The organism is Pseudomonas canadensis (genome assembly GCF_030980095.1).
Classification (GTDB): Bacteria; Pseudomonadota; Gammaproteobacteria; order Pseudomonadales; family Pseudomonadaceae; genus Aquipseudomonas; species Aquipseudomonas canadensis.
Genome location: NZ_CP133298.1, coordinates 4737955 through 4758227 on the forward strand (window position 1 = coordinate 4737955; position 20273 = coordinate 4758227).

The 20273-nt window shown below is 61.4% G+C and carries 26 protein-coding genes; 2 read left to right on the plus strand and 24 right to left on the minus strand.

Going from position 1 to position 20273, the window contains the following annotated elements; translation table 11 throughout:
- Nucleotides 1-7: 7 nt before the first annotated feature.
- The 24 genes from RB216_RS21860 to RB216_RS21975 form a co-directional block, all read right to left on the minus strand.
- Complete coding sequence (locus tag RB216_RS21860) at nucleotides 8-982, minus strand: hypothetical protein (protein ID WP_308907870.1); 975 nt, start codon at nucleotides 980-982, stop codon at nucleotides 8-10.
- Nucleotides 955-1659 (minus strand): hypothetical protein, encoded by a 705-nt coding sequence (locus tag RB216_RS21865; protein WP_308907871.1) that lies wholly within the window; start codon nucleotides 1657-1659, stop codon nucleotides 955-957. The genes RB216_RS21860 and RB216_RS21865 overlap by 28 nt, the downstream gene beginning before the upstream one ends.
- Complete coding sequence (locus tag RB216_RS21870; protein WP_308907872.1) at nucleotides 1656-2198, minus strand: baseplate complex protein; 543 nt, start codon at nucleotides 2196-2198, stop codon at nucleotides 1656-1658. Before RB216_RS21870 ends, RB216_RS21865 begins: the two co-directional genes overlap by 4 nt.
- A complete protein-coding gene (locus tag RB216_RS21875; RefSeq protein WP_308907873.1) occupies nucleotides 2195-3118 on the minus strand; it encodes a hypothetical protein in 924 nt (307 codons plus the stop codon). The genes RB216_RS21870 and RB216_RS21875 overlap by 4 nt, the downstream gene beginning before the upstream one ends.
- Nucleotides 3115-3534, minus strand: a complete 420-nt coding sequence (locus RB216_RS21880; RefSeq protein ID WP_308907874.1) for a phage tail assembly chaperone — start codon at nucleotides 3532-3534, stop codon at nucleotides 3115-3117. Before RB216_RS21880 ends, RB216_RS21875 begins: the two co-directional genes overlap by 4 nt.
- Nucleotides 3535-3546: 12 nt before the next feature.
- Nucleotides 3547-5331, minus strand: coding sequence for a phage tail protein (locus tag RB216_RS21885; protein WP_308907875.1), 1785 nt, complete (start codon nucleotides 5329-5331; stop codon nucleotides 3547-3549).
- Nucleotides 5332-5339: 8 nt separating this feature from the next.
- A complete protein-coding gene (locus RB216_RS21890) occupies nucleotides 5340-5864 on the minus strand; it encodes a phage tail protein (protein WP_308907876.1) in 525 nt (174 codons plus the stop codon).
- Nucleotides 5857-7032 (minus strand): baseplate J/gp47 family protein, encoded by a 1176-nt coding sequence (locus tag RB216_RS21895; RefSeq protein WP_308907877.1) that lies wholly within the window; start codon nucleotides 7030-7032, stop codon nucleotides 5857-5859. The genes RB216_RS21890 and RB216_RS21895 overlap by 8 nt, the downstream gene beginning before the upstream one ends.
- A complete protein-coding gene (locus RB216_RS21900) occupies nucleotides 7029-7346 on the minus strand; it encodes a DUF2590 family protein (RefSeq protein ID WP_021491335.1) in 318 nt (105 codons plus the stop codon). Before RB216_RS21900 ends, RB216_RS21895 begins: the two co-directional genes overlap by 4 nt.
- A complete protein-coding gene (locus RB216_RS21905) occupies nucleotides 7343-9325 on the minus strand; it encodes a phage tail tape measure protein (protein WP_308907878.1) in 1983 nt (660 codons plus the stop codon). Before RB216_RS21905 ends, RB216_RS21900 begins: the two co-directional genes overlap by 4 nt.
- Nucleotides 9326-9332: 7 nt before the next feature.
- Nucleotides 9333-9476: a DUF6890 family protein gene (locus tag RB216_RS21910; RefSeq protein WP_157955048.1), complete on the minus strand. Its 144-nt coding sequence runs from the start codon at nucleotides 9474-9476 to the stop codon at nucleotides 9333-9335.
- Nucleotides 9477-9496: 20 nt separating this feature from the next.
- Complete coding sequence (locus RB216_RS21915) at nucleotides 9497-9784, minus strand: putative phage tail assembly chaperone (RefSeq protein WP_308907879.1); 288 nt, start codon at nucleotides 9782-9784, stop codon at nucleotides 9497-9499.
- 42 nt (nucleotides 9785-9826) lie between these two features.
- Nucleotides 9827-10279, minus strand: a complete 453-nt coding sequence (locus tag RB216_RS21920) for a lysis system i-spanin subunit Rz (RefSeq protein ID WP_308907880.1) — start codon at nucleotides 10277-10279, stop codon at nucleotides 9827-9829.
- Nucleotides 10279-10812 (minus strand): lysozyme, encoded by a 534-nt coding sequence (locus tag RB216_RS21925; RefSeq protein ID WP_308907881.1) that lies wholly within the window; start codon nucleotides 10810-10812, stop codon nucleotides 10279-10281. Before RB216_RS21925 ends, RB216_RS21920 begins: the two co-directional genes overlap by 1 nt.
- A complete protein-coding gene (locus RB216_RS21930; protein WP_308907882.1) occupies nucleotides 10809-11111 on the minus strand; it encodes a hypothetical protein in 303 nt (100 codons plus the stop codon). The genes RB216_RS21925 and RB216_RS21930 overlap by 4 nt, the downstream gene beginning before the upstream one ends.
- Nucleotides 11111-11320: a TraR/DksA C4-type zinc finger protein gene (locus RB216_RS21935; protein ID WP_308907883.1), complete on the minus strand. Its 210-nt coding sequence runs from the start codon at nucleotides 11318-11320 to the stop codon at nucleotides 11111-11113. Before RB216_RS21935 ends, RB216_RS21930 begins: the two co-directional genes overlap by 1 nt.
- Nucleotides 11320-11769 (minus strand): DUF2597 family protein, encoded by a 450-nt coding sequence (locus RB216_RS21940; RefSeq protein ID WP_021491344.1) that lies wholly within the window; start codon nucleotides 11767-11769, stop codon nucleotides 11320-11322. Before RB216_RS21940 ends, RB216_RS21935 begins: the two co-directional genes overlap by 1 nt.
- A gap of 6 nt (nucleotides 11770-11775) precedes the next feature.
- The gene (locus RB216_RS21945) at nucleotides 11776-12891 is read right to left on the minus strand and encodes a DUF2586 domain-containing protein (protein WP_308907884.1); all 1116 of its coding nucleotides are present in this window, start codon (nucleotides 12889-12891) and stop codon (nucleotides 11776-11778) included.
- 11 nt (nucleotides 12892-12902) lie between these two features.
- On the minus strand, nucleotides 12903-13583 hold the full coding sequence (locus RB216_RS21950) for a phage virion morphogenesis protein (protein ID WP_308907885.1): 681 nt from the start codon (nucleotides 13581-13583) through the stop codon (nucleotides 12903-12905).
- Nucleotides 13573-14019 (minus strand): phage tail protein, encoded by a 447-nt coding sequence (locus RB216_RS21955; RefSeq protein ID WP_308907886.1) that lies wholly within the window; start codon nucleotides 14017-14019, stop codon nucleotides 13573-13575. The genes RB216_RS21950 and RB216_RS21955 overlap by 11 nt, the downstream gene beginning before the upstream one ends.
- Nucleotides 14016-14477 (minus strand): head completion/stabilization protein, encoded by a 462-nt coding sequence (locus tag RB216_RS21960; protein WP_308907887.1) that lies wholly within the window; start codon nucleotides 14475-14477, stop codon nucleotides 14016-14018. The genes RB216_RS21955 and RB216_RS21960 overlap by 4 nt, the downstream gene beginning before the upstream one ends.
- Nucleotides 14478-14573: 96 nt before the next feature.
- Nucleotides 14574-15299 carry a phage terminase small subunit gene (gene gpM, locus RB216_RS21965; protein ID WP_308907888.1) on the minus strand — a complete coding sequence of 242 codons (726 nt, stop codon included), beginning with the start codon at nucleotides 15297-15299 and terminating at the stop codon, nucleotides 14574-14576.
- The gene (locus tag RB216_RS21970) at nucleotides 15296-16315 is read right to left on the minus strand and encodes a phage major capsid protein, P2 family (protein WP_078834482.1); all 1020 of its coding nucleotides are present in this window, start codon (nucleotides 16313-16315) and stop codon (nucleotides 15296-15298) included. Before RB216_RS21970 ends, gpM begins: the two co-directional genes overlap by 4 nt.
- A gap of 1 nt (nucleotide 16316) precedes the next feature.
- Nucleotides 16317-17237: a GPO family capsid scaffolding protein gene (locus RB216_RS21975; protein ID WP_308907889.1), complete on the minus strand. Its 921-nt coding sequence runs from the start codon at nucleotides 17235-17237 to the stop codon at nucleotides 16317-16319.
- A 161-nt stretch (nucleotides 17238-17398) separates the two neighbouring features.
- Here RB216_RS21975 and RB216_RS21980 point away from each other — a divergent pair, with 161 nt between their 5' ends.
- Nucleotides 17399-19450 (plus strand): terminase large subunit domain-containing protein, encoded by a 2052-nt coding sequence (locus RB216_RS21980; protein WP_308907890.1) that lies wholly within the window; start codon nucleotides 17399-17401, stop codon nucleotides 19448-19450.
- Nucleotides 19362-20231, plus strand: a complete 870-nt coding sequence (locus RB216_RS21985; RefSeq protein WP_308908897.1) for a phage portal protein — start codon at nucleotides 19362-19364, stop codon at nucleotides 20229-20231. Before RB216_RS21980 ends, RB216_RS21985 begins: the two co-directional genes overlap by 89 nt.
- The last annotated feature ends 42 nt before the right edge of the window (nucleotides 20232-20273 follow it).

Below are 20273 nucleotides of genomic sequence, written 5' to 3' on the forward strand. Positions count from 1 at the left end.
GACTAACTCATTGAAAAGTAACAGATTTCAACGCCACCAACATGACTTTAGTAAACTTGACGTTTTCGGTAAAAACATCTGCGTTACTTGGTGGCGGTGTCGGCCCATGATTGTGGCTTGCCAGTTGAGCGTTCATTTGCTGTACCAAGTCCAGCAAACTACATAGCACCTGTAGCACGTTTACTTCTTCGGAGCCCAACCAGGTTTTGGGCGCCACCCACCGTTGACTGACCGCCGCCACGCTCTCACGCATGCCCTGAATCCTTTCCTCCATGTCCCCACCCACCGTGGCGTTGTGCTTCTGCCCCACTACCAGGTTCAAATCCCGCCCGGTCGCCTGGTGCAAATCATCCACCGCCGCCAGACTCGCAGACCCGCCCGACAACAGCTTGAGCGCGCCCAGCGCCTCGATCGACTTGATTCCACCCACCGATTCGGTTGAATGATCGTCCACCGTCCTGGTGTGGCTCTGGAAGCTCTCGGTGTTCTGCATCGCCTCCACTTCCCGCTCTATCGCCTTATCCTGAATCTTGCCATCCGTCTGGCGCAGCCAGTTGCCGTCGGCGTCGACACGTTGCTGGCAGGCCTCGCTGTGCTGCCACACCTGGTCGCCCTTCGGCACCCGGGGCAGGCTCAGGCCGTGAGGCAGAATCTGCGTGATGAAGGGTTTGTGCGGCAAGCCATACGCGAAACTGACCACCACGGTGGTGCCCTCCTCCGGGAAGCCAAACATGCCCGCCTCTTGCCCGCCCATCGGCGCCGGCAGCGGCAGGCCGGTCAGGATCGGCAGGTTGGGATCTGGCTCGCCATCGGGCAGCAACACTTCCACGTCGACGCCAAAGCGCGGCCGGAAGTCGTCGCACAAACCAGGTGCGGCCGGCGCATCGGGCACGGCGACCACGCGGCCAAAGCGTGGCAGGTGATAGCCGCCGGTCAGTTCTGGGAATTGCCGCTCTACGCTGCGACGGATTGCGTCGTCCATTTGATCGCCATTTGATTGCCGGCAAGGGTCACGCTTGTGATCCTCTCGCCCTGGTTGATGGTTGCACCTGGTCGTAGTCCTGGTAGGACCGCGATCATCGCGCTTTGATTTCCTTGGTAGCCGTCGAACAGTTCGACGGGTAGCTGCAGCGGCGAGCGGATGCCAAAGAAGCTGTCGGCCCAACTGCCCACGAACACTTCGCCGTCACCCTGCTGTTGCCAGATAAAGTCGGGGATGCTGAACACGCTGGCCAGGCTGTCCATGGCCAGGTAACCGGCAGCCAAGCTGTAGAAAAATGGCGTCTTTACCTTGGCGTAGGCCTTGTCCGGCACGCGAAAGCGCAGGCCGGTCTTGTCGCTGACCTCCGCCAGGACGCCCTGCAGGTCAACATGGCGCAGATTCAGTGGCATAGGCTGTGACAGGATCGCCGCCAGTTCGCGACAAACCAGGATCTGCTGCACGCTGTTGATCGCCGTGGAGCGCTCAACAAAGCCGATGAAGTGGCGCTGCAGCGGGTTGTCGTTGTAGCCGACATCAAGCGTCACCAGACCTTTAACCGGCCCGTCTGCCTGGATGGTGAAGGTCGCCCGGCCGGGGCTTTTGATCTCCAGCCGTACTTCGTCTTTGATCAACGGGTAAGGCGTGCCGCTGATGGTCAGTACCTTGTGAAGTTTCATGGCGTCGGGGCCAGCCAGTCATCCACCTTTTTCAAGGTACGTTCGAAGCCGCTTAGCTCCCCGGGTGTACCGCTGCCATCGCCACCATTCGCGCCGCCCACGGCCGAGCCCGGGCCAGATTGCGACGTCACACCATTGGCAGCACGGCGACTCTCCACCCGCTCAGGGTTGGAGAGTTTTTCAGACAGGGTGAACTGCACAAGCCACTGGTTAAGGATGTCGTCCTCCCTGGCGCTCACACCGTCGGAGAATTGCACCTCGCGTATCCCGAACGCGGCGGCGGTGTCGTTGACGATGCGGTACATGTGGAGCTGCCCACCGCCGGCGGTGGCCTCGGCCAAACGCATCAGGCTACGAAGTTGCACCTGGTCAACAAACGGGATTGCCAACGAGACTGTAAGAGTTTTGGGTTTGAAACCCTTGTGCGCGGTCTGGCTGTTGCTGGTCTGCCCCGACAGATCGTCGCTTTCAATACGCAAGTTCGCGGTGATTTTCAGGCGTTTGCCCAGGACCTGCTGACCATCGAGAAGTAGCGTCATAGGCCGACCAGCTCCCGAACAAAGCTCAAACCGTCCTGCGATCCCACCAACAGCACGCCGGCGCACAACACCCACTCATGACCAGGTGCATCGCCTTCCAGCAAGGCGCGGCGTAATTCGTTGGTATCACCAGGGCCAAGGATCCGCGCACGCATGCTGTGATCGGCGTTGCCGCCGGCCAGCAGGGCTTTCAGGTCATTCAGCTGTTTGTCGCGGCCCTGCTGCTGGGCAGCTTTGCGGCCAGCCAGCGCGGCCAAGTCGCCCATGGGCGAGCTGTCGGCCGCGTAGCTCTCCAGGACGGCGATCTGGCCGGCCATGGATTGCTTGGCCGCCTTGACCACGGTGCATCGCTCCAGGGGCAGCGCGGACCAACGCGGCAACGGCCCAGCGCAGGGGATCTCCCACTTGTCGGTCTCCAGGCGCGACAGGTTCCGCGCACGACGTTCAGCCCGCACCAGGTCAGGAATCGGCAACAGTGCATTGAAGCGCGCCAGGGTCTCGGCAAACTGGTCCAGGCGCGTGCCCAGGAACATCAGCGACAGCGCGTATTGAGGGCCAGCCGGTCGGCCGTTGTCGCTGGCGTCGACCAGTTTGGCGGCCAGCTGCTGCAGCAAGTTGGGCGCAGACAGAAAGCGCTGGTGACCACGGCCCTGGCCGACTCCACTTTGAAAGGGCGTCACGGCCAGGCACGCGGGCGCTTCGCCCATCTGCCCAGCCAGTGCGGCGCGGCCGGCCTCGATCGCGCCTTTGGCGGCGTCACCCACCGGCCCGGGGTTGGTGCTGGTCATGCCGTCCAGCCCTGCCAGACGCTTAGCGGTGCTAATCAGCTCGCCGCCGGCCAGATCCTTGGCCGCTGACAGCTCGCCCATCCACTGCGTGGCCTGCTCGGGCCAGCGCATGGTCACCGGTGCCCAGCTCATTCGTCCGCCATCCAGGCCGGCACCGAGGGACGCCCAGTGTGCGGAAAGCCTGATGATTGCGGCCAGTCGCGCAGTGTTTGCATGTACTGCAGCAACTCTTTGAATTGCTCGTCGCTCAGTGTCATCGGCGCGTCGATCTCCAGTTGGTCGCGATGACGATCGCGCAGCCCGATAGCAACCGACAATGCCTGGTCGCGCCATGCACGCTCAGTGATTGCCAACTGTTCATCAGTTGGACCTGGTGCGGCCACGGCAACCGGCACGCCATCAGCGTTTAGTTGAATCAACTGGCCACTGTTTTGAGCAATCAGAAGTTCCGCATAGACCTGATCGGTGATTTTCACCGCGTCGGCCGGGATGTTCTTGCCGTGAATTTTTGACGATAGAAAACCGTCGGTAGCAGAGAAATAGAACATGGCTTCAAGCTCCTAATAGCCGATGGCGATCCAGAAAAGACTGTTGGTTGGGCTACCGTTGACGTAGTCACCGCCCAGGCCCATCAGGTACTTGGAGCGATCCGGCACAATCACCCAGGTACTGGCGCTATGGGCAAAGTTCGCCATGGCGACCATGGCCACGGCCGTCGTTGGGAACGCCATCGGGAAGAATCGAAAACCAGTGTCGCTGTGCGTTTCGGTCCCGTAACCCCACTGCAAAACCAGCCCACCCAGCCAGCTTGGGAAGGCGATAAAACCCGTAATCCCCAAGGAAAAAGACACGCCCATGCGCAGTTTCTTGGGGGTGATAAAGGTTGTGTCGTCGGTGCCGGCATTGACCTGGGCGGCCGTCGCGACTCGGGCAATACCGTGGACCGCCTCAGTGGCCTGGGTATTGTTCGCTTTACTGTCTGGGTTGAAATTCGCCTCGGTCCAGAAGCGATAACGCCTGTCACCCGCTGACCAGCCGCCGAAGGCAAATTGGTTGTCCGTATCAAGGCCAAAAAACGTTCCGTATGAACCTCCACGGTGGAAGGAAATAACCGCTGGTGCGCCTTGGGCGCCTGCGTTGATGACGCCAAGCGGGGCGTAGGCCTGGTCATGATTACCAGCAGCCGAAAGTGTGGGCAAAGCGCCCGAGGAAAAGTAGGTCGTGGGGTTCCATTGCCCACCCAGTTGGACAAAGCGTTGATCACTTTCAGGCTTGGTGAATACGTCGGTTTTACTGACTTTCTTGCCAATTTCCGTATTCAACTGCTGCTTTACTGCCGCCACCATCTTGGTGCTGGCCAACACGCTGCTGCTGTCGCTCGCTGGGTCATCCGTTATCGCATTGGGCACATTGCTTAGGCCCACGTCGTCCTTGGTGGTGGCACGGGCACGCAGGTTTGCGTAGTCCCCTGTCCGGGCGGCGAAGTGCTGCACCAGTGAGCCCGCGATGGGCTCGGCCGGGCGGCGATCGGTAATGGCGTTGGCGTTGAGCAGGTCCGCCAGGGGGATGCAGTAGTGCTTCACGCCAGCACTGTCGGTGTAGTCCGGGCGAGCGGCACCGAACACCACCTGCCAGCTGGCCACCACATCGCTCAACTGCCGCTGCAGCGCAATATCCAACCAAGCCGTGGTCGGCAGTGCCGGCGGCACGATCTGCAGCGCGGTCGCCCGCTCCAGGCGAACGCCCTCGACATAGGCGGTGCCCGGTTTCACCTGGTACGCGCCGCCGACCTTTTCCACCTGCAGCGCACTGCCAAAGAAACACGCACGGCCAAACACGTCGCGATTGCTCAGGCGCTCGCGCTCATCAATGCCGGTCAGGCGCACGGTGAAGTCGTGCTGCCAGGTCTTGGCGTCAATGGTGATACCGGTCAGCCCCTGGGCGCCGTCGAACGCCAATAACATGTTGCGGGTCAGGTTGTTGCCGATTTGCTGCGGCGGGATGTTGCGGCGCTTTTGCTGGGTGGGCACATAGGCCACCGCGAACAATACGCCGTCGACGGTCTCCAGCCCGATCCAGTTGAAATCCCAGTCGCCAACGTCGGAGCCGATTTGCGCGCTGTACACCACCTGGTTAGGGTTCACATATCCCGAATGTGCAGCCGGGATCTCGTGCACATAGACAATTTGCGCCGCCACCGGTTTTGGCGCTGCGCGGTCCACCGGGGAGTTGGGGTTCAACCCGGGCACGTTGGCAAAGATGAACCGGCTGACTTTCAGCCCAGTGCCGGCGGCTTGTCGCTGGGCGATCAGGCTTTCACCTGCAAGGGTAATACTGGCTCCCATGAGGGCTCCTAAAGGCTGGCGACCAGCGTTTGCTGATCGTCGTGGAAGTGAACAAGGGCGATCTGCACCGGGACCGGTGTGATGGTGGAAAAGTCATAGCGCCGGCAGGTGCGGCCGTATTGCTGGATCAGCACACGCAACAGCTCGGGGTTTTGCGACAGTTGCGAGTCGGTGAAACGCAGCAGCACCACGTCCCAGTCACGACCGGCCTGGCGTTCCTCGATCTCGACGTAACCGACACCCAGGCGCTCCAGGATGCGTTTCATGCCGGCGGTGCTGCCGGCGTCCACGGCGTTGATAAAGGCGAACTTGACCCGCAGGCGATACAAGCTCTCGGGCTCGCCCTTAAAGCGGGTGATGTCTCGCTGCCAGGCCAGCAGGTCCAGCACGGTGATATGGCAGGTGTCCGCGTCCATCTGCAGCAGCGGCCAGCGCAGCCAGCCCTCGACGCGCTCCCACCAGGACTGGGCGGCCGCTTTGAGCTTGGCCAGCTCGCTGCCATCGAGCCAGAACGGCAGATCGATCTTAATCATGCAGCACCACCTCCAGGCTCTGGATCCGGGGAATGTTCAGCTCGCTGATGATGTCGGCCGTAGCAAAGCGCAGTGACTCAATGCCGGCGAACTGCTGGTGAAGCTCTTCACCGAGGCGGCTAAAGGAGAAACGCGACTGGGGATAGGTCAGCGTCGGTTGGAAGTCCGTAGCGGTGCTGTCGCGGAATGCAGCACGCACAAACAGCGCGGCGTTGCCTTTGAGGGTTTCGCGCTGTTCGGTGGTCAGGGTCGAACGAGGCCAGATCTCCAACCTCACGGCATGCTGGGTTTCAGGCATGACCATCACCAACAGATCATCACCGTGGCCATGGTTGCCCTGGTCGCGAATATGCGCGTTGATTTGTGCCAGGTACGTCGCCGCCGGCACGTCCGCGTCGAACAGCACAAAGGCATTGGCACTGCCAGGGCCACGCGGCGCGCCGTGCTGAAAATACACGCCATCCGGGCGCACACCTGGGAACGCCGAAATCAGGGCGCGATACACCGCGTCGGTGTGCCACTGGTTGACCGCCGAAAACTGGTTGCGTGTGCGCAACCGCAGCTCGTCGTTGGGTTCAGGATCTGCACCAGGTGTAGTCAACCAGCCGTCGCTGTTCACCACCTGGGCAATGCCCGGGACCGGCACCGGCAGGATCGCGTAGTAGCCCGGGGCCAAGTTGAAGCCGGCGCCGGTGTCGACTGCCTCGACCGGGATCTGCAACTGCATTAGCCCATCCGCAAACACACCCACGGCGGTGGTCACTACCTGGTAGATATGGCCGTTGATGGATGCGGACTGCACCAGCGTCCCGGCCGGCACTTCCAGGGCGCCGCCGGCAGCTTCGCGGGTGAACAGCAAAAAGCCCTTGGCCTTGGTCGCGCCCTTGCGTTCAACGTTGACCGCCCAAGCCAGCATATCGAGCCAGGCGTCGGCAGCGGTCTTGACGAAAAAGTTCGGCAGCACCGTGGCCACGAAAAAGTCCAGGATCCACAGCACCGGCTTGGTCACCAGGGCACGCACCACGCGCCAGAACGGTGAATAGGCGCTGGTGTTGCTTAGCTTGCTGCCTTGGGCGGCTACTTCGTTTTCCCAAGCCTGCAGGAGCCCCGCCTCGGTGGTGGGAATGCCGGCGTCGGACAGCGCCTGCTTGAAATCTACGTCACTCACAAAGTCACCTCGATATTGCCGAATTTCAGGGTCGTCGCCGTGACCAGGTACTGGCCAGGCTGCAGCTGGGTGATCTGCGCGGTGCCCGGTACCAGGCGTTCGTCAGCCTCCACCAGCAGTTCCAGTTGCTGGATGCAGTCGCGTTGCTTGAGCCGGTCGCGCTCGGCTACCAGCGTGACCAGCAAGCCGCTGTCGCGGATCATGTGGGCGATGTCCTGGGCGATGCTGGCCCGGTCATCGATCAGCAGCGGCTGACGCGACGGGTCCAACACCAGGTCGTTGCCGGCGATCAACAAGTCGATGTATTCGCTCATCCACCCACCGACATGGCGACCATGTTTTCCATTTCCAGGGAGGTCATAGGTTTGCTGTTGTGGATCTCGACTTTCTCCACGTGCATGCCTCTGTTCTGAGTTTGGGTGTTCTGGATGCTGGTCAGCAGCCCGCCCTGGGGCACCGCGTTGGGTCGCACCGGCGACAGGCTTGGAATCGCTGCATTGATGGTCTGCTGGGCTTTCTGCGCCGCTGCAGTGGCATCCACGGTGTTAACGCCGATGTCAGTACCGGGCACCTCGGGCATGGCGCCAAAGCGGGTTTCAATGTCGACGCCGGGGATCTTGTTCAGCATCTCGATTAGGTTGTTGATCGCCGTATGAAAGATCGCGACGATGCCGTCCCATGCGGCCTTGGCCATCCCGGACCAGCCGCCCATCGAGGCGAACCAGTCCGACAGCGCGGTGAGCTGGTCACTGACCCAGTTGAACGCCTCGCTGTTCATCAGCGCGGCGGTCCATTCGTCCCAGTACACAGCCGCAGCAATCACCGCCGCGACCAGGGCCAGCACGCCGATCACGATCCAGGCGACTGGGTTGGCCAACAGCGCCGCATTGACCAGCCAGATCGCGCCCTGCCACATCAGCATCACGCCACGCACCACGCCCAGGGCGGCCGTCAGGCCATACACCACAGTGATGTAGGTCAGCATGATCAGCTTCTGCAGCACGAACCCGGCAGCAGTACGCAAGCTCATCAGTTGCACCACTTTCCAAATCGTGACCATGGACAGCCAGACCATACGGCTGGCGCCGATGGCAAAGGTCAGCAGGGACATTGCCGCAATCAACGCCAAGATCGTCAGCGTAACGATGCCGATCACCCGGGTGATATTCGGGAACATCTGCGTCCAGCGCGTCATGGTGCCGGCGATGCCGGACAGCCTGGCCATCAATGGGGTCAGGATCGGGATCAGCGCCTGACCAAAGGCAATACGCAGTGCCTCGACCGCTGCCGCGAACTGTTGCCACGGGTCGACCATGGCCATGGCCATGTTTTGTGCGTCCTCCAGGCCGCGCACCTTGCCCAGCTTGTCCAAGCCATTGCGCAGGCGGTCGGTGTCCTTGGCCAGGGAGCCGATGACCTGGGCGCCCTCCCCGCCAAACGCGTCCATCAGCTTGGCGCTGGCCGACGCGCTGGTCAGGTCACCCAGCTTGCCCTGCAGCTTGTCCATGATCTGCAGCATGGGCAGCGCTTTACCGTTGGAGTCGGTGAACTTCAGACCCATTTTTTCCGAGGCGGCGCCCAGGTTTTCAAAGAACGCCTTGTAGCGCCCGCCGGCGTCGCCGCCTTCCATGGTGCTGCTCAGCGAGCCAATCACCGCGAACTGTTCCGCGATATCAACGCCGGCAGCGGTGGCGATCGAGCCCACTTCCTTGAAGGCGTCCTTGAGCTGAGCGCCGTCGGTGCGGAACAGCTGCACCGCCAAGGCGGTTTGCCCACCTAGTTTTTCAACCCATTCGCCCTTGCCCATGGCGTCGGCCTGGCCTTTGAACAGGTTGTACATGGTGCCCACGTAGGCGCCCATGGTATCGGCGTCGGATTTGGTGGCCTTGGCCAGCAGGTTGCTGGTGTTGGTGAAGGTGGCCAACTGGCTGCCCGTCAGGCCCTTGATAGCGCCCTCAATGTGGTAGGCCGACGCGACAAAATCCCTGGCGTTCTCGCCGTAGTTCACCGAGAACTCCAGGGCCTTTTGATTCAGTGCAGTCAGCGCGTCTTCGGCCACGCCCAGGGACTTGACCTCGCCCAGGGCGCGGTTCATCTCCAGGGCCGGCTGCAGCGACTGATTGATGCCGACGAATGCGCCCGTCACACCGGCCAGGCCCATCCCCATGGTCTTGATGTTCTTTTCGCTTTGCTCGGTCAGCTCGGAAAAGCCCATCTTCACCTTGCCCAGGGGCGCGGTGACCTTGTCGGTCAGGGCCAGGATGAAGTCCAGGCGGGCGCTACGATCGGCCATGTGGTTCCTATCCGTTCAACGCACGGGCAATGCCGCTGGCTACGGCAAATTCCATGCGTTTCCAATATTCATCATCCAGCCACTTGGCCGTACCCATGTTTTCAATGCTGGGTTCGGCACCAGGTAGCCAACGGTTGGTCAGAGCCAGCAACTGGCCCAAACCGTCCTCGGTCAGGCGGTCAGCGTGCTCAAGGGCTTTTTTACGATGATCTCGACGTCGGGCGCGTACTCCTCGAGGAGCGCGCCGGCGACTTGCATGGTCATCACTGGGTTAGCCAGCAGCTCGCGCAGACTGGCTTTTTCAGCCGGCAGAACCGTGCTGCTCAGCAGGTTGAAAGACGGCGCCACCTTGTTGTTGGCAGTCATGGCGTTGAAGTACTTGGTCACGTCCTGGGGTGTCAGGGTGAAAGTGAATTCCTTGACGCCGATTTCCAGGGTGATTTCGCGGGCTTGGGTCATGTTCGTATCCGTTGTGGTGGTGGGTTTAAAGGATGTTTCAGGTCAGCGCAGGCACACCTGGTGTACGTAGTCCTGCAGGCCCAGGATCATTTGCTTACTGAGGGCGAGCTGATCTCTGAGGGTGAAATAATCCGGTCTAGCGTTTGCTGCGAGTTCGGCGGTGGCTGCATCAGCCACGCCGCCGGCGCTGGCTTTTTCGGTGCCGGCAGCGCTGCAGGTGGCGTTGACGCGCAGCCGCTGACGGCGATCGTCAACAGCACGGCGCAGCTCAAGGTTTGAAGCGCGTTCATTGGCAAGCTCCAGGGTTCGTTTAAGATCGATCGCGTCACGGTCGGCCAACATTTCGCCGCTGATGCGCGCCGCTTCGCGCAGGCCTGCCGCTTCAAACAGGGCGCTGTCGCGCTCACGGCGGGCGGTATCGCGCTGGCCTTGCAAGATGTCGAAGACCACAAATGCGATCAGGCACAGCACCAGGGGAAACAGGACTTCCCGCATCACAAACCCGCCTCGCACAGCGCCACTTCCGCCAAACGGCGGGCGTGCAGCCCTGGAATAAATACCTTCTTGCCCTGGGCGGTGGTCACAAATGCCCAGACCGGGGTTTTGCCGTCAGCGGCCCAGGCCAGCGCTTTGCAGCCGTCCTTGATACGGCCGGCATTGATCAGGCCGACGGCGCGACTGGCGCAGGTGCTGGCGCTGCCGAAGTTGTGGCCATGGCTGCTCAAAGCGTCGAAGGTGTTCTGGCCGACCTGCTGATTGGTGATGCAATCAGCGAGCTGCAGTTGCCCCTTACGGATCACCAACTGCTCCACCTCATTGCAGCGAGCGTCCGACCAGTAGTCACCAACGACCACCGGGTACGGGCTGGTGTGGCGGGTGATCCCTTTGCACACGGTCGGCAGGCCCTGGGCCAACTTGTCCGCATAGACGGTGTTCTGGCCGTTGCCTTCCCAGGTGCCCAGGAACACCACCAGCGTGGAGCTGCAAAGCGCAATGGCACCGGCGGCGATCTTGCCGCGCAGGCTCATGGGAACAGGATCCGCAACAAGGTAGGACCGACCATCTGCAGGACCGCCCAAAGGGTGCTGGCAATGGCCAGCGCCCAGGTGATCTTCTTGCCGATGTCGGACACGACAACGGTCAGCTTCTGCTGGCCTTCGTTGAGTTCCGACAGTTGGCCAGACATGTGTTCGAACTGTTGCTCCAGCTTGGTGACGCGGGTCGGGACCGATTCCTGACGCTTTTCCAGGCTGACCAGGCGGTGCTTGAACACCGCCATATCGCGCTCCATCAGGCGCACCGGATCATTGGCTGCGGACTCAGTCATCAGCACTTTCCTTGCTCAAAAAGGGTTTGGCATGGCACGCAGCGGGTCATGCCGCCCAGCGCCTGGCGTTTTTCCGGAATGGGCTTATCGCAGTCTTTGCAGTGGGTCAGGCTTGGCCCGCTCGGCCGTGCGACGGCAAGCGCGGCCGCGATCGCAGCGTCACGCTGACGTTGTTCCAGAGCCTGGGCACGATCGAACGGGCACACCATCAGCGCAGGCCCTCGATCTCTGCAGCAGCCAGATAAGGCACGCCGTTGACGCGGATAAAGTCCGGACTGGTGACCTCGAAAGGCACCTTATGCTTGGACTTCTCGCCGCCCTTGGGGTCGACACTCAGCAGGCTGGATACCTTCAACTTGCAGCCGAAGGCCTCAATGCGCAGCTCTTCTTCGCCGGCCTTGGCAAAGAACACCGAGTCGAACGGCTCCAACTGGCGGAAGCTGCCGGCAGTGCGGGCGGCCTCGATCAGCAGGTTGAAGTTGCTGGTGTCGAACTCGAATTCACCACTGGCCGCCACGTCGCCGTCGACATGCCCGTTGGGTACGCCCCGGGTTTGCGCCACGGCAGTGTTGTCGGTGATATCCAGGGTGCAGCTTTCGACATGCACCTGCAGGTCGCCCAGGTTGATGTCGAAGTTTTTACCGCCAATACGGGACATACGGGATTACTCCGAATCGTCGTTGGAAAGGTCCAGGGCGATGTTCGCCGTCAGGTCCTTGGGGCAATTGAGGGGTTTGATCTTGATGTACACCTCCACCTTGGTTTTGGTGTGCCAGACCAGGACGATGTCGCCGTCTTTCGGGGACTCGATCTCGCCCGGGAACACCTGGCCGGCAAAGGTTGCGGACTTGGCCATGGCACGCAGCGGCTTCATAAACGCGCTGACGGCAGCGGCCATGCTGTTGGCCGTGTTGTTCAGGCGCCGATCGGCAACGCGCAGGATCAGCAGCGGGCGCACCTGGCGAGCGGCTTTGTCGGCCAGCCGCAGGTACTCGACCACCTGGAAGTCGCTCGCCGGCGCATCGAGCATGTTGCCGTCGCCCCAGAACACGCCCGGGTAGTCGGGGTAGGTTTGCGAGACCGAAAAGCGCGCCTTGTCGAGTTCCGCCCGGATCGCGGATGGCAGGGGCACGCCGTCTTTGTCGCTGGGCACTTTGCCCAGGGCCAACACCGGGCCACTGGCCACACGCATAGGGCTGTCGGCAATGCTCACGGCCGCGTTGGCCAAACGCCCGCCCAGCACGCCCAGGTCATTACCGTGCAACTGCGGCACGACCAGGACACGCGGTGCTGCCAGGTCGTGGGTGATTTTCTTTTGCTCGACCAGGTAGTCCGCCCAAGTCTGCTCTGCAGAGATGCCGGCGGTGCTGGCCATCACGAACATACGGCGACCGTAGGTGTTGCTGACGGCGATCGCGGCGTCATGCATGGCTGACAGTTCCGCTGCAGCGGTCACCGGCGCGGTGACTACCACGGCTTCCACAGAAAAGCCCTGCTGCTGGGCCTTTTCCAGGGCAACCCGCCAATCGCCATCGGCAGCGATCGGCGCAGCCAAACAGGCCCAACGGTCTCCACCATTGGCCTTGGCTGCCGCGACCTGGGTTTTCAGATCGCTGATAGGAAGGCCCAGCGTTACGTCCAGGTCGCTGTCGGTGTTAAGGGCGATCAGGCTGCCGACGCTTTTAACGCCGGGGCCGATGAACAGGAAATAGCGTTCGATCTCGGTCACGGCACCCTGGCCGAGGTTGAGATTGTTAACGCTGACGTTGCCAAGTGCCATGCAGTGCCTCGTTATTTGCGGGAGTTGAGGATTTGTTCAAGCACCTGGTTAACCAGCAGGCTGGTATCGCGGTCGGTGCTGACGCCGAGGAACTGGCGCTTTGGCAGGGTGATTTCCCAGCTTTGCGCACCGGTGCCTTCGGCTTTTTCGTCGGACAGGATGCGTATCAGCAGGCCCGCCTTGGCGTAGTTCACGTGTTCCTGAATCCATGCCACTGATGGCCGGGAAAGGCTTTTCCTGCCTTTCTGGCGCACCTTGAAACCCAGGCGGCGCAGGCGCTTGGCCTGCTTGTCGGTCGCGGCCAGGCCCTCGGGCACCTTGTTCCAGCGGCGCATCTGCGCGGCGGTACGGCGCTCGGTCGCGCCATGGTGTTGCTGCGCAGCAACCCAACCCGTCAGAGCGTTACGCCAGCCCAGGGTTGCGGCGTCCGGGCTCACGTTGGTGACCTGGAGCAACTTGCCCAGGCCGGCTTCCATCTTCTTTTTGCCCTTGCCATCGCCCTTGCGCGCTTCGAAGGCCGAGCCGTCCAGGTTGCGCTGCTCGCGGATCCGCTTACGGCTCATGGTCCGCACGCGCTTGGTAACGTTGTTGAGCAAACGCCGGCGCAGTTGCGGCGGCAGACTCAGCAGGGCCAACTGCTCGCGAATGCCGAGCTGGCCCCGAACGTCCAATTCAAACGTGCTACGCGCCACCGCCGCGGACCTCGCCGTGTTCAGCCGTCCACAGGTCAAAGGCGATCAGGCCCCACTTCTTGCCGAACGCCTCGATCAAGCCGGTGGGGTCTTCGGACAGGTGTTGCGCCTCCACGAACTCCAGGGTCAGTTCCAGATCCGCTTCGTCGGGGGTCACCTGGTCGACGGCGAACGTCGGCGCCGGCAGATCGTCGTCCCGGCCGGGATCCTGGGTTTCCAACCAGCCGCCCAGGAGCGCCATCAACAACGCCGGGTTGCCGGCGAATCGCTCAATCACCACCACGGCGCGGTAACGCATATCGCCCATGTGCAGGCCTTGGGTGGTGTCCTTCCAGATCAAATCCAGGTTGACCTGCTCGGCCCAACTGTCGATCTGCTCAGGCAGCACCAGGTTCAGGCCGATCAGGTAGGTGGTCAGGGCGCGCAGCTTGTTCATAGCAACGCCGCCGTAATGCGGCCACGGCCCTGCAGCGAGCGCACAGCTTGTTGGCTGAATGCCAGGAAGGTTTCCGGGCGATCGGGCAATTCCTTGCCCAGGTTCTCGGCGCTGTCGCGGCGGATGATGGTCACGAACTGAGTCAGCAACGTAGCCTTGGCCCGGCAATACACGGCGCGTTTATACGTCGCTGCTTGAAATGTGCGCTCGGGCAGCACCATAGGGTCAGCAGATTCCAAGCTGGTGACGCCTTGGTTCTGCCAACGCGCTTTGCACGTGGCCAAGTCGCGATTGACCTCGGTCATGGCCGTGGTCAGTTCTTCGGTCAGCAGCTCCACCAGGTATTCCGCCGGCAGGCGATAGCCCTTCTGGAACTCGGCCACATCGAGGTTCGGCCAGAAGCCGTCATTCTCGATCGCCAGTTCCACAAGGGTGGTGGGTTTACCTGAAAAGCTCATGCTGACCGCTCAAATAGGGCGGGGAGCCTGTTTTCAGTGGGACGGTCCATAAATGGGCGGCTCACTTCCACAGGTCCCCGCTGGGGGGGTAGTCGGTTATTCGGAAGCCGGGTTAGCGGCCGCTTGTTTTGCCAGGGCCTTGCGGACCTTTTCGATACGGGTGTCGTTGCCGGCCTGGGCGTACAGCTCGGTCGAACGCTCTAAGTGCTTGAGCGCGGTTTCCAGCTGCCCAGCCTCCAAGGCACGAATCCCAATCAACTTGTGGTACTTGCTCGGGATCTGCTCCGTCAGCTGCCACTTACCGTCAACCAGCGGCAGCAAGTCGGAGAGGTAAGGCTCCGGGCTGCGATTGGCTTTGTATTCGGCGTAGGCCCACTCACACACGGCGTCAGCGACAAAGGTCTGGATGTCGCGGCGCTTGAAGCGCTCCGGCATCTGCTGGCCCTGCTCGATCAGGACGTCGGCCAGCTCCAGGGCGTCTTCGAACTGGGCGGTGTCGAACAGCCAGACCATCACCTGCACAGCAACGCGGTTTGGAAAGTTCAGGCCCGATTCGCAATAGCGCTGGACGTACTCTTGGTATTTGGGCAGCAGCTCTTCGCGCTTGAGTGCCTGGCGTCCTGCCAGGCCGTTGATTGCGCTGATACGTGCCAGGTCCTGGTCCAAGGCCGCTTCCTGCAGCAGCAGATGCTTGCGTGCATTGGCGGGGCTACTCAGGGCTTCCGCCGGCGAGTAAGGAAGCGCTGCGGAGACGGCAGCCGCCGTAATGGCGGCGCCTCCCAGCGCGATAGTGCGGCGCTTGTGCGCAAGGGCCAGACTCACGCCACAAGCTCCACGTTTTCGGTCATGGCGAACTTTTCCAGCTGCTCGATCACATAACCTTCATTGCGGCTGTTGTAGTCCTCGACGCGGGAGCGCTTTGGATTGTCGACGGTCTGCTTGCGCCAGCTGGAGTCCTGGAAGTAGATCGACAGGTTGTCCCAACTGGTGACGACCACGCCGTTGACCGGGAAGAACGGCACGCTAAAGCTCGGCAGGCCGCCGTAGGTGGCGATTACCTGGGCTTCTTCGATGCGCTCTTTTTCGGTCGGGGTGTCGCCCTGCTTCGAATACAGCTTGGCCTTGTCGGCGGCCAGCAGGTCAGTACCGATGATTGCGATCAGGTCGCCGGCATCGCGCAGACGTTCGTCCACCAGTTGTTTGGTGTCGTGCACCAGGGCATCGAGGTTGGCATAGTCGCCACCGGCGCCGAGGGTGACTTTGCCAGCGACCTTGCCTTCCTTGAGGACCTGGGCCGGGATCTGTTCACGTGCCTGTTGCAGCCAGCCTTTGTTGACGTCCTGCAGCATCGGGTATTTTTCGATGTCGGTCTGCACGGCAGCATGGGTGCCATGGAAACCGACCATGATGCGGTCCAGCGCGATCTGTTTCTGCACAGCTGCGGAGTAACGCTGATGGAAGTCCGGGAACTTGGCCCAGGCATCGATCTTGGCGTAAGGCAGGCCAACATCAGACTCGGTCGACGACAGCTCGTAGGTGTCCTGATCCAGCGACGACGCATCTTTGGCTTCGCGATCGGTGGTCTTGGTGTTCGTGCGACCAGTGACCGGACCCGACACGCCAATGAAGACCTTCTGGCCTTTGATCTCGGTCACCGGAATGACGTTGATCCGCTCCAGGAAGTCCGACTTAGCCGTGATGGCGTCGTTCAGCTCCTGGGCAATGGTCGGGTCGACGCTAAAGTGCTTGCTGGCCAACTCCACGCCGTAGCTTTCAGCGATGGCCAGCTGCAGTTCGGCGTACATCTTGGCGCCGTAGGCGCTCAGTGAATAAGCCATGTCAGAGCACCCGCTTTTTGACGGTGGTTACCGGGCCGGGATTGCGCGGCAACTGGCGTCCGGTTGAGTTGTTCTGCAGGGCGCTGAACTGCTTCTGCAGTGCATCCAGCTTGGCAAGTACGGACTGGTTGCCCTTGCTCTTGCGGCGGAATTCGCGCTCTTCCTCGGCGGTGGCCACGATGTCATCCACGGCCGTGCTGACGTCGTCGATCAAGTCCTGGTCGGGCTCAGGTGCATCTGCGGCGGCCGGCTCAATGACGGCTTGAAGGCCGGCAGCGACAACCAGCAGCTGCGCCACCAGGGCCGTCAAAGCCGTTGCTGTAGCTTCATCCATTGGGGGTTTGCTCTCTGTTTGGGGTTGGGTGGTTTCGGCGGGCAGCACATCGGAGGCGAAACGCTTGAAAAAGCCGGTCAGGGCATTGATCAGTCCGGTTTCGGCGCTGGCCTGGCTGTCGTCCTGCAGGCGGCCGAGTTCGACCGAGGCGGCGTAATACGAAGCGCGGGTGTTCTTGTGGGAAAAGTAGAGTTCCTGGGTGCCCACACTGGCCGGTTGGTCGGTGACGCCCAAACCAGTCAGGTAGGCTTTGCCCTTGCCACGGAAGTCCGGGGTAATTTCGATGCTGCTGAATAGCTTCTGGCCCTGGTCATTCAGGTACAGCAGGCGATCGTTGGGCTTCAACTGCGCTTCCAGCGCCAATTCACCTGGCTCCAGGTCTTCGGCTTCTTCCACCAGGCGCACCGCGTATACAGTGCCGTGGGAGCCTGGCCAGCGTTCGTGATCGCACCAGATCACAGCCGTGTAAAAAGACGGCTTGTAGGTTTCAGCGATATCGCGCAGTTCCTGGGGAAGGATCACGCGCCCATCAACGGTGGCTCCGCTGGTGGCGACACGTTTCCAGAACGAAACAAGGGAACGGGGCATGGATTTGACTGCGCTCAATCACTGAATGAGCCGCCACGATAGGGAGCCGCCAAGCCCCAAACAAACGGTTCAAATGCGCGTTTCTCCTATATTCGCGATATAGGTGGATCACGGAATTTAACCCCGCGTTTCCAGCGTTTTCGCCGCATAGACTGCGGTCCATGTACTACTCGACCGAAGTTAAAGAAGCCGCCAAACGCCTGTTCCTGCGCCGCTGTAAAGCCAAGGAAATTCAGGCGCAGCTCAATCTGCCCAACATCCGGATCGTCTACTACTGGATCCGCCAGGGCGGGTGGGAAGACATGCTGTCGGACGAAGAACCGCTGACCGCCGTCGGCCGACGAATTACCCTGCTCCTGGACAAGGTCGGCAGCCTGTCGAAAGACGATCTGAACGAGCTGGACAGGCTGACCGTCGTTCGCGAACGGCTGCTGAAACAAGCGGCCAAACCGGCGCCGGCATCGGCTGGGGAATCTGCCAGCGAGCCACAGGAACGTCGCCAGGGCGCGCGTGGCGAACGTCCTGGTCGTGGCGAGGGTGGCGGCAAGAAAAAGGAAAAGAAGGCCAAGAACGACATCAGCGGGCTGACCGAAGTCGACTTCCTGGATAAGTTCATCAGCAAGATGTACCGCTATCAGCAGGAGTTGTTCGCGGCCAAACAAAACCCGCTGACAAGCCGGATCCGCAACATCCTCAAAAGCCGCCAGGTGGGTCTGACCTACTACTTCGCCGGCGAAGCGTTCATGGATGCGGTGCTGACTGGCGACAACCAGGTGTTCCTGTCGGCCAGCCGCTCACAATCGGAGATCTTCCGCAGCTACATCATCCAGTTTGCCAAACAGTGGTTTGACATCGAGCTGACCGGCAACCCGATCACGCTCAGCAACGGCGCCGAACTGCGCTTCCTGTCGACCAACAGCAGCACCGCCCAGGGCTACCATGGCCATGTGTACGTGGATGAGTATTTCTGGATCCGCGACTTCGAAAAACTCAGCACCGTGGCCAGCGCCATGGGCACCCACAAGAAGTGGCGTAAAACCTACTTCTCGACGCCCAGCGCAGTGTCGCACCAGGCGTACCCGTTCTGGTCGGGGGAAGAGTTCCGCAACAGCAAACGCGGCAAGAAAGCCGGCGGCACCTGGCCCACCGAGGCGTCTTACACGCAGGGCGCACTGTGCCCCGATGGCCAATGGCGCAAGACCATCACCATCCAGGACGCGATCGATGGCGGCTGCAATCTGTTCGACCTGGAGCAGTTGCAGCTGGAATACGACGAAGACAAATTCCAGCAGCTGTTCTACTGCAAATTCATCGACAGCAGCCAAAGCGCGTTCGGCCTCAAGGATCTGGAACGCTGCTACTCCGACTTGTCGCTGTGGGAAGACTACGACCCGGAACTGGATCGGCCGTTCGGCAACAGTCCTGTCTGGCTGGGCTACGACCCAAGCCGCACCCGCGACGACGCCACCTGCGTGGTGGTCGCCCCGCCGCTGGAACCCGGGGCGAAATTCCGCATCCTGGAAAAGCACAGCTGGCGGGGGCATTCGTTCAACTACCAGGCCGCCCAGGTCAAAAAGCTTACCGAGCGCTTCAACGTGCAACACATCGGCATCGACATCACCGGTGTGGGCTACGGCGTGTTCGACCTGGTGCGCGACTTCTACCCCAAAGCCACGCCGATCCATTACAGCCTTGAGACCAAGAACCTGCTGGTCCTCAAGGCCCAGGACACGATCCAGGGCAGCCGCATCGAGTGGGACGCCGGCTGGACCGACATCGCCCAGGCGTTCCTGACCATCAAGCGCGGCACCACCACCAGCGGCCAAGTCACCTACAGCGCTTCGCGCACCGACGCCACCGGTCACGCCGATATCGCCTGGTCGATCATGCACGCCCTGTTCAATGAACCCCTCAACACCAACAAGCGGCGCCGTAGCCGCTACGTAACGAGCGGAACCGATGCCCAAGCCACGACACAAAAAGCCCCAAACCAGCCAACCAGCGCGACAGCCGCAGCCCATGCGGGCGTTCACCTTCGGGGAGCCCGAACAAGTGCTGTCCGGCAACATCGGCGAGTACCTGGGGGTGTTTCTCAGCGACGACGGAGAGATCTACAAACCGCCAGTGTCGCGGGCGGGCCTGGCCAAACTGCTGCGCGCCAACGCGCACCACGGCGCCATTCCCAAGTTCAAGCGCAACCTGCTGCTGCGTGAGTTCATCCCCTCCGAGGGCTGCAGCACGCAGACCATGGGCCGGGCCAGCCTCGACTACATGGTTTTTGGCGAAGCGTATTTCTATCGCGACACCAACGCCTTTGGCGAAGTGCTGGAGATGCAACACCTGCCGGCCATCAACATGCGCGTGAAGGTCGACGGCGGTTTCCGGATGCTACTGCCCGACAGCAAGTACATGGACTTCGACCAGGACGAAATCGAACACGTCCTGGACTACGACGTGGAACAGAACATCTACGGCGTGCCTGACTACCTGGGCGGCCTGCAGGCGCTATTGCTCAACGAAGCGGCAACCCTGTTCCGCCGGCGCTACTACAGCAACGGCGCGCACGCGGGCTACATCTTCTACACCAACGACCCGGACCTGACCGAGGAAGACGAAGACAACCTGCGCGCACAGATCAGCGCCAGCAAGGGCGTGGGCAACTTTCGTTCGATGTTCGTCAACATCCCCAACGGCAAGGAGAACGCGATTCAGATCATCCCCGTGGGGGACTTCCAGGCCAAGGACGAGCTGGAGAAGGTGAAGAACATCACGCGCAACGACGTGATCGCGGCATGGCGGATGAACCCGGCCCTGGCGGGGATCATCCCGGAAAACAGCGGCGGGTTTGGGGATATCGAGAAGATCGATCGTGTGTACACCAGCAACGAGATCAGACCGATCTGTCAGCTATTCAATCAGTTGAACGACACCCTTCGACGCGACAGGTGTATCGACTGGAGAAAGCTCGATACCTCAGGTGAAACCGCTACCTAATGTTTCAAAGATAGAGAAATATCCTGCATCACATGCGAACAT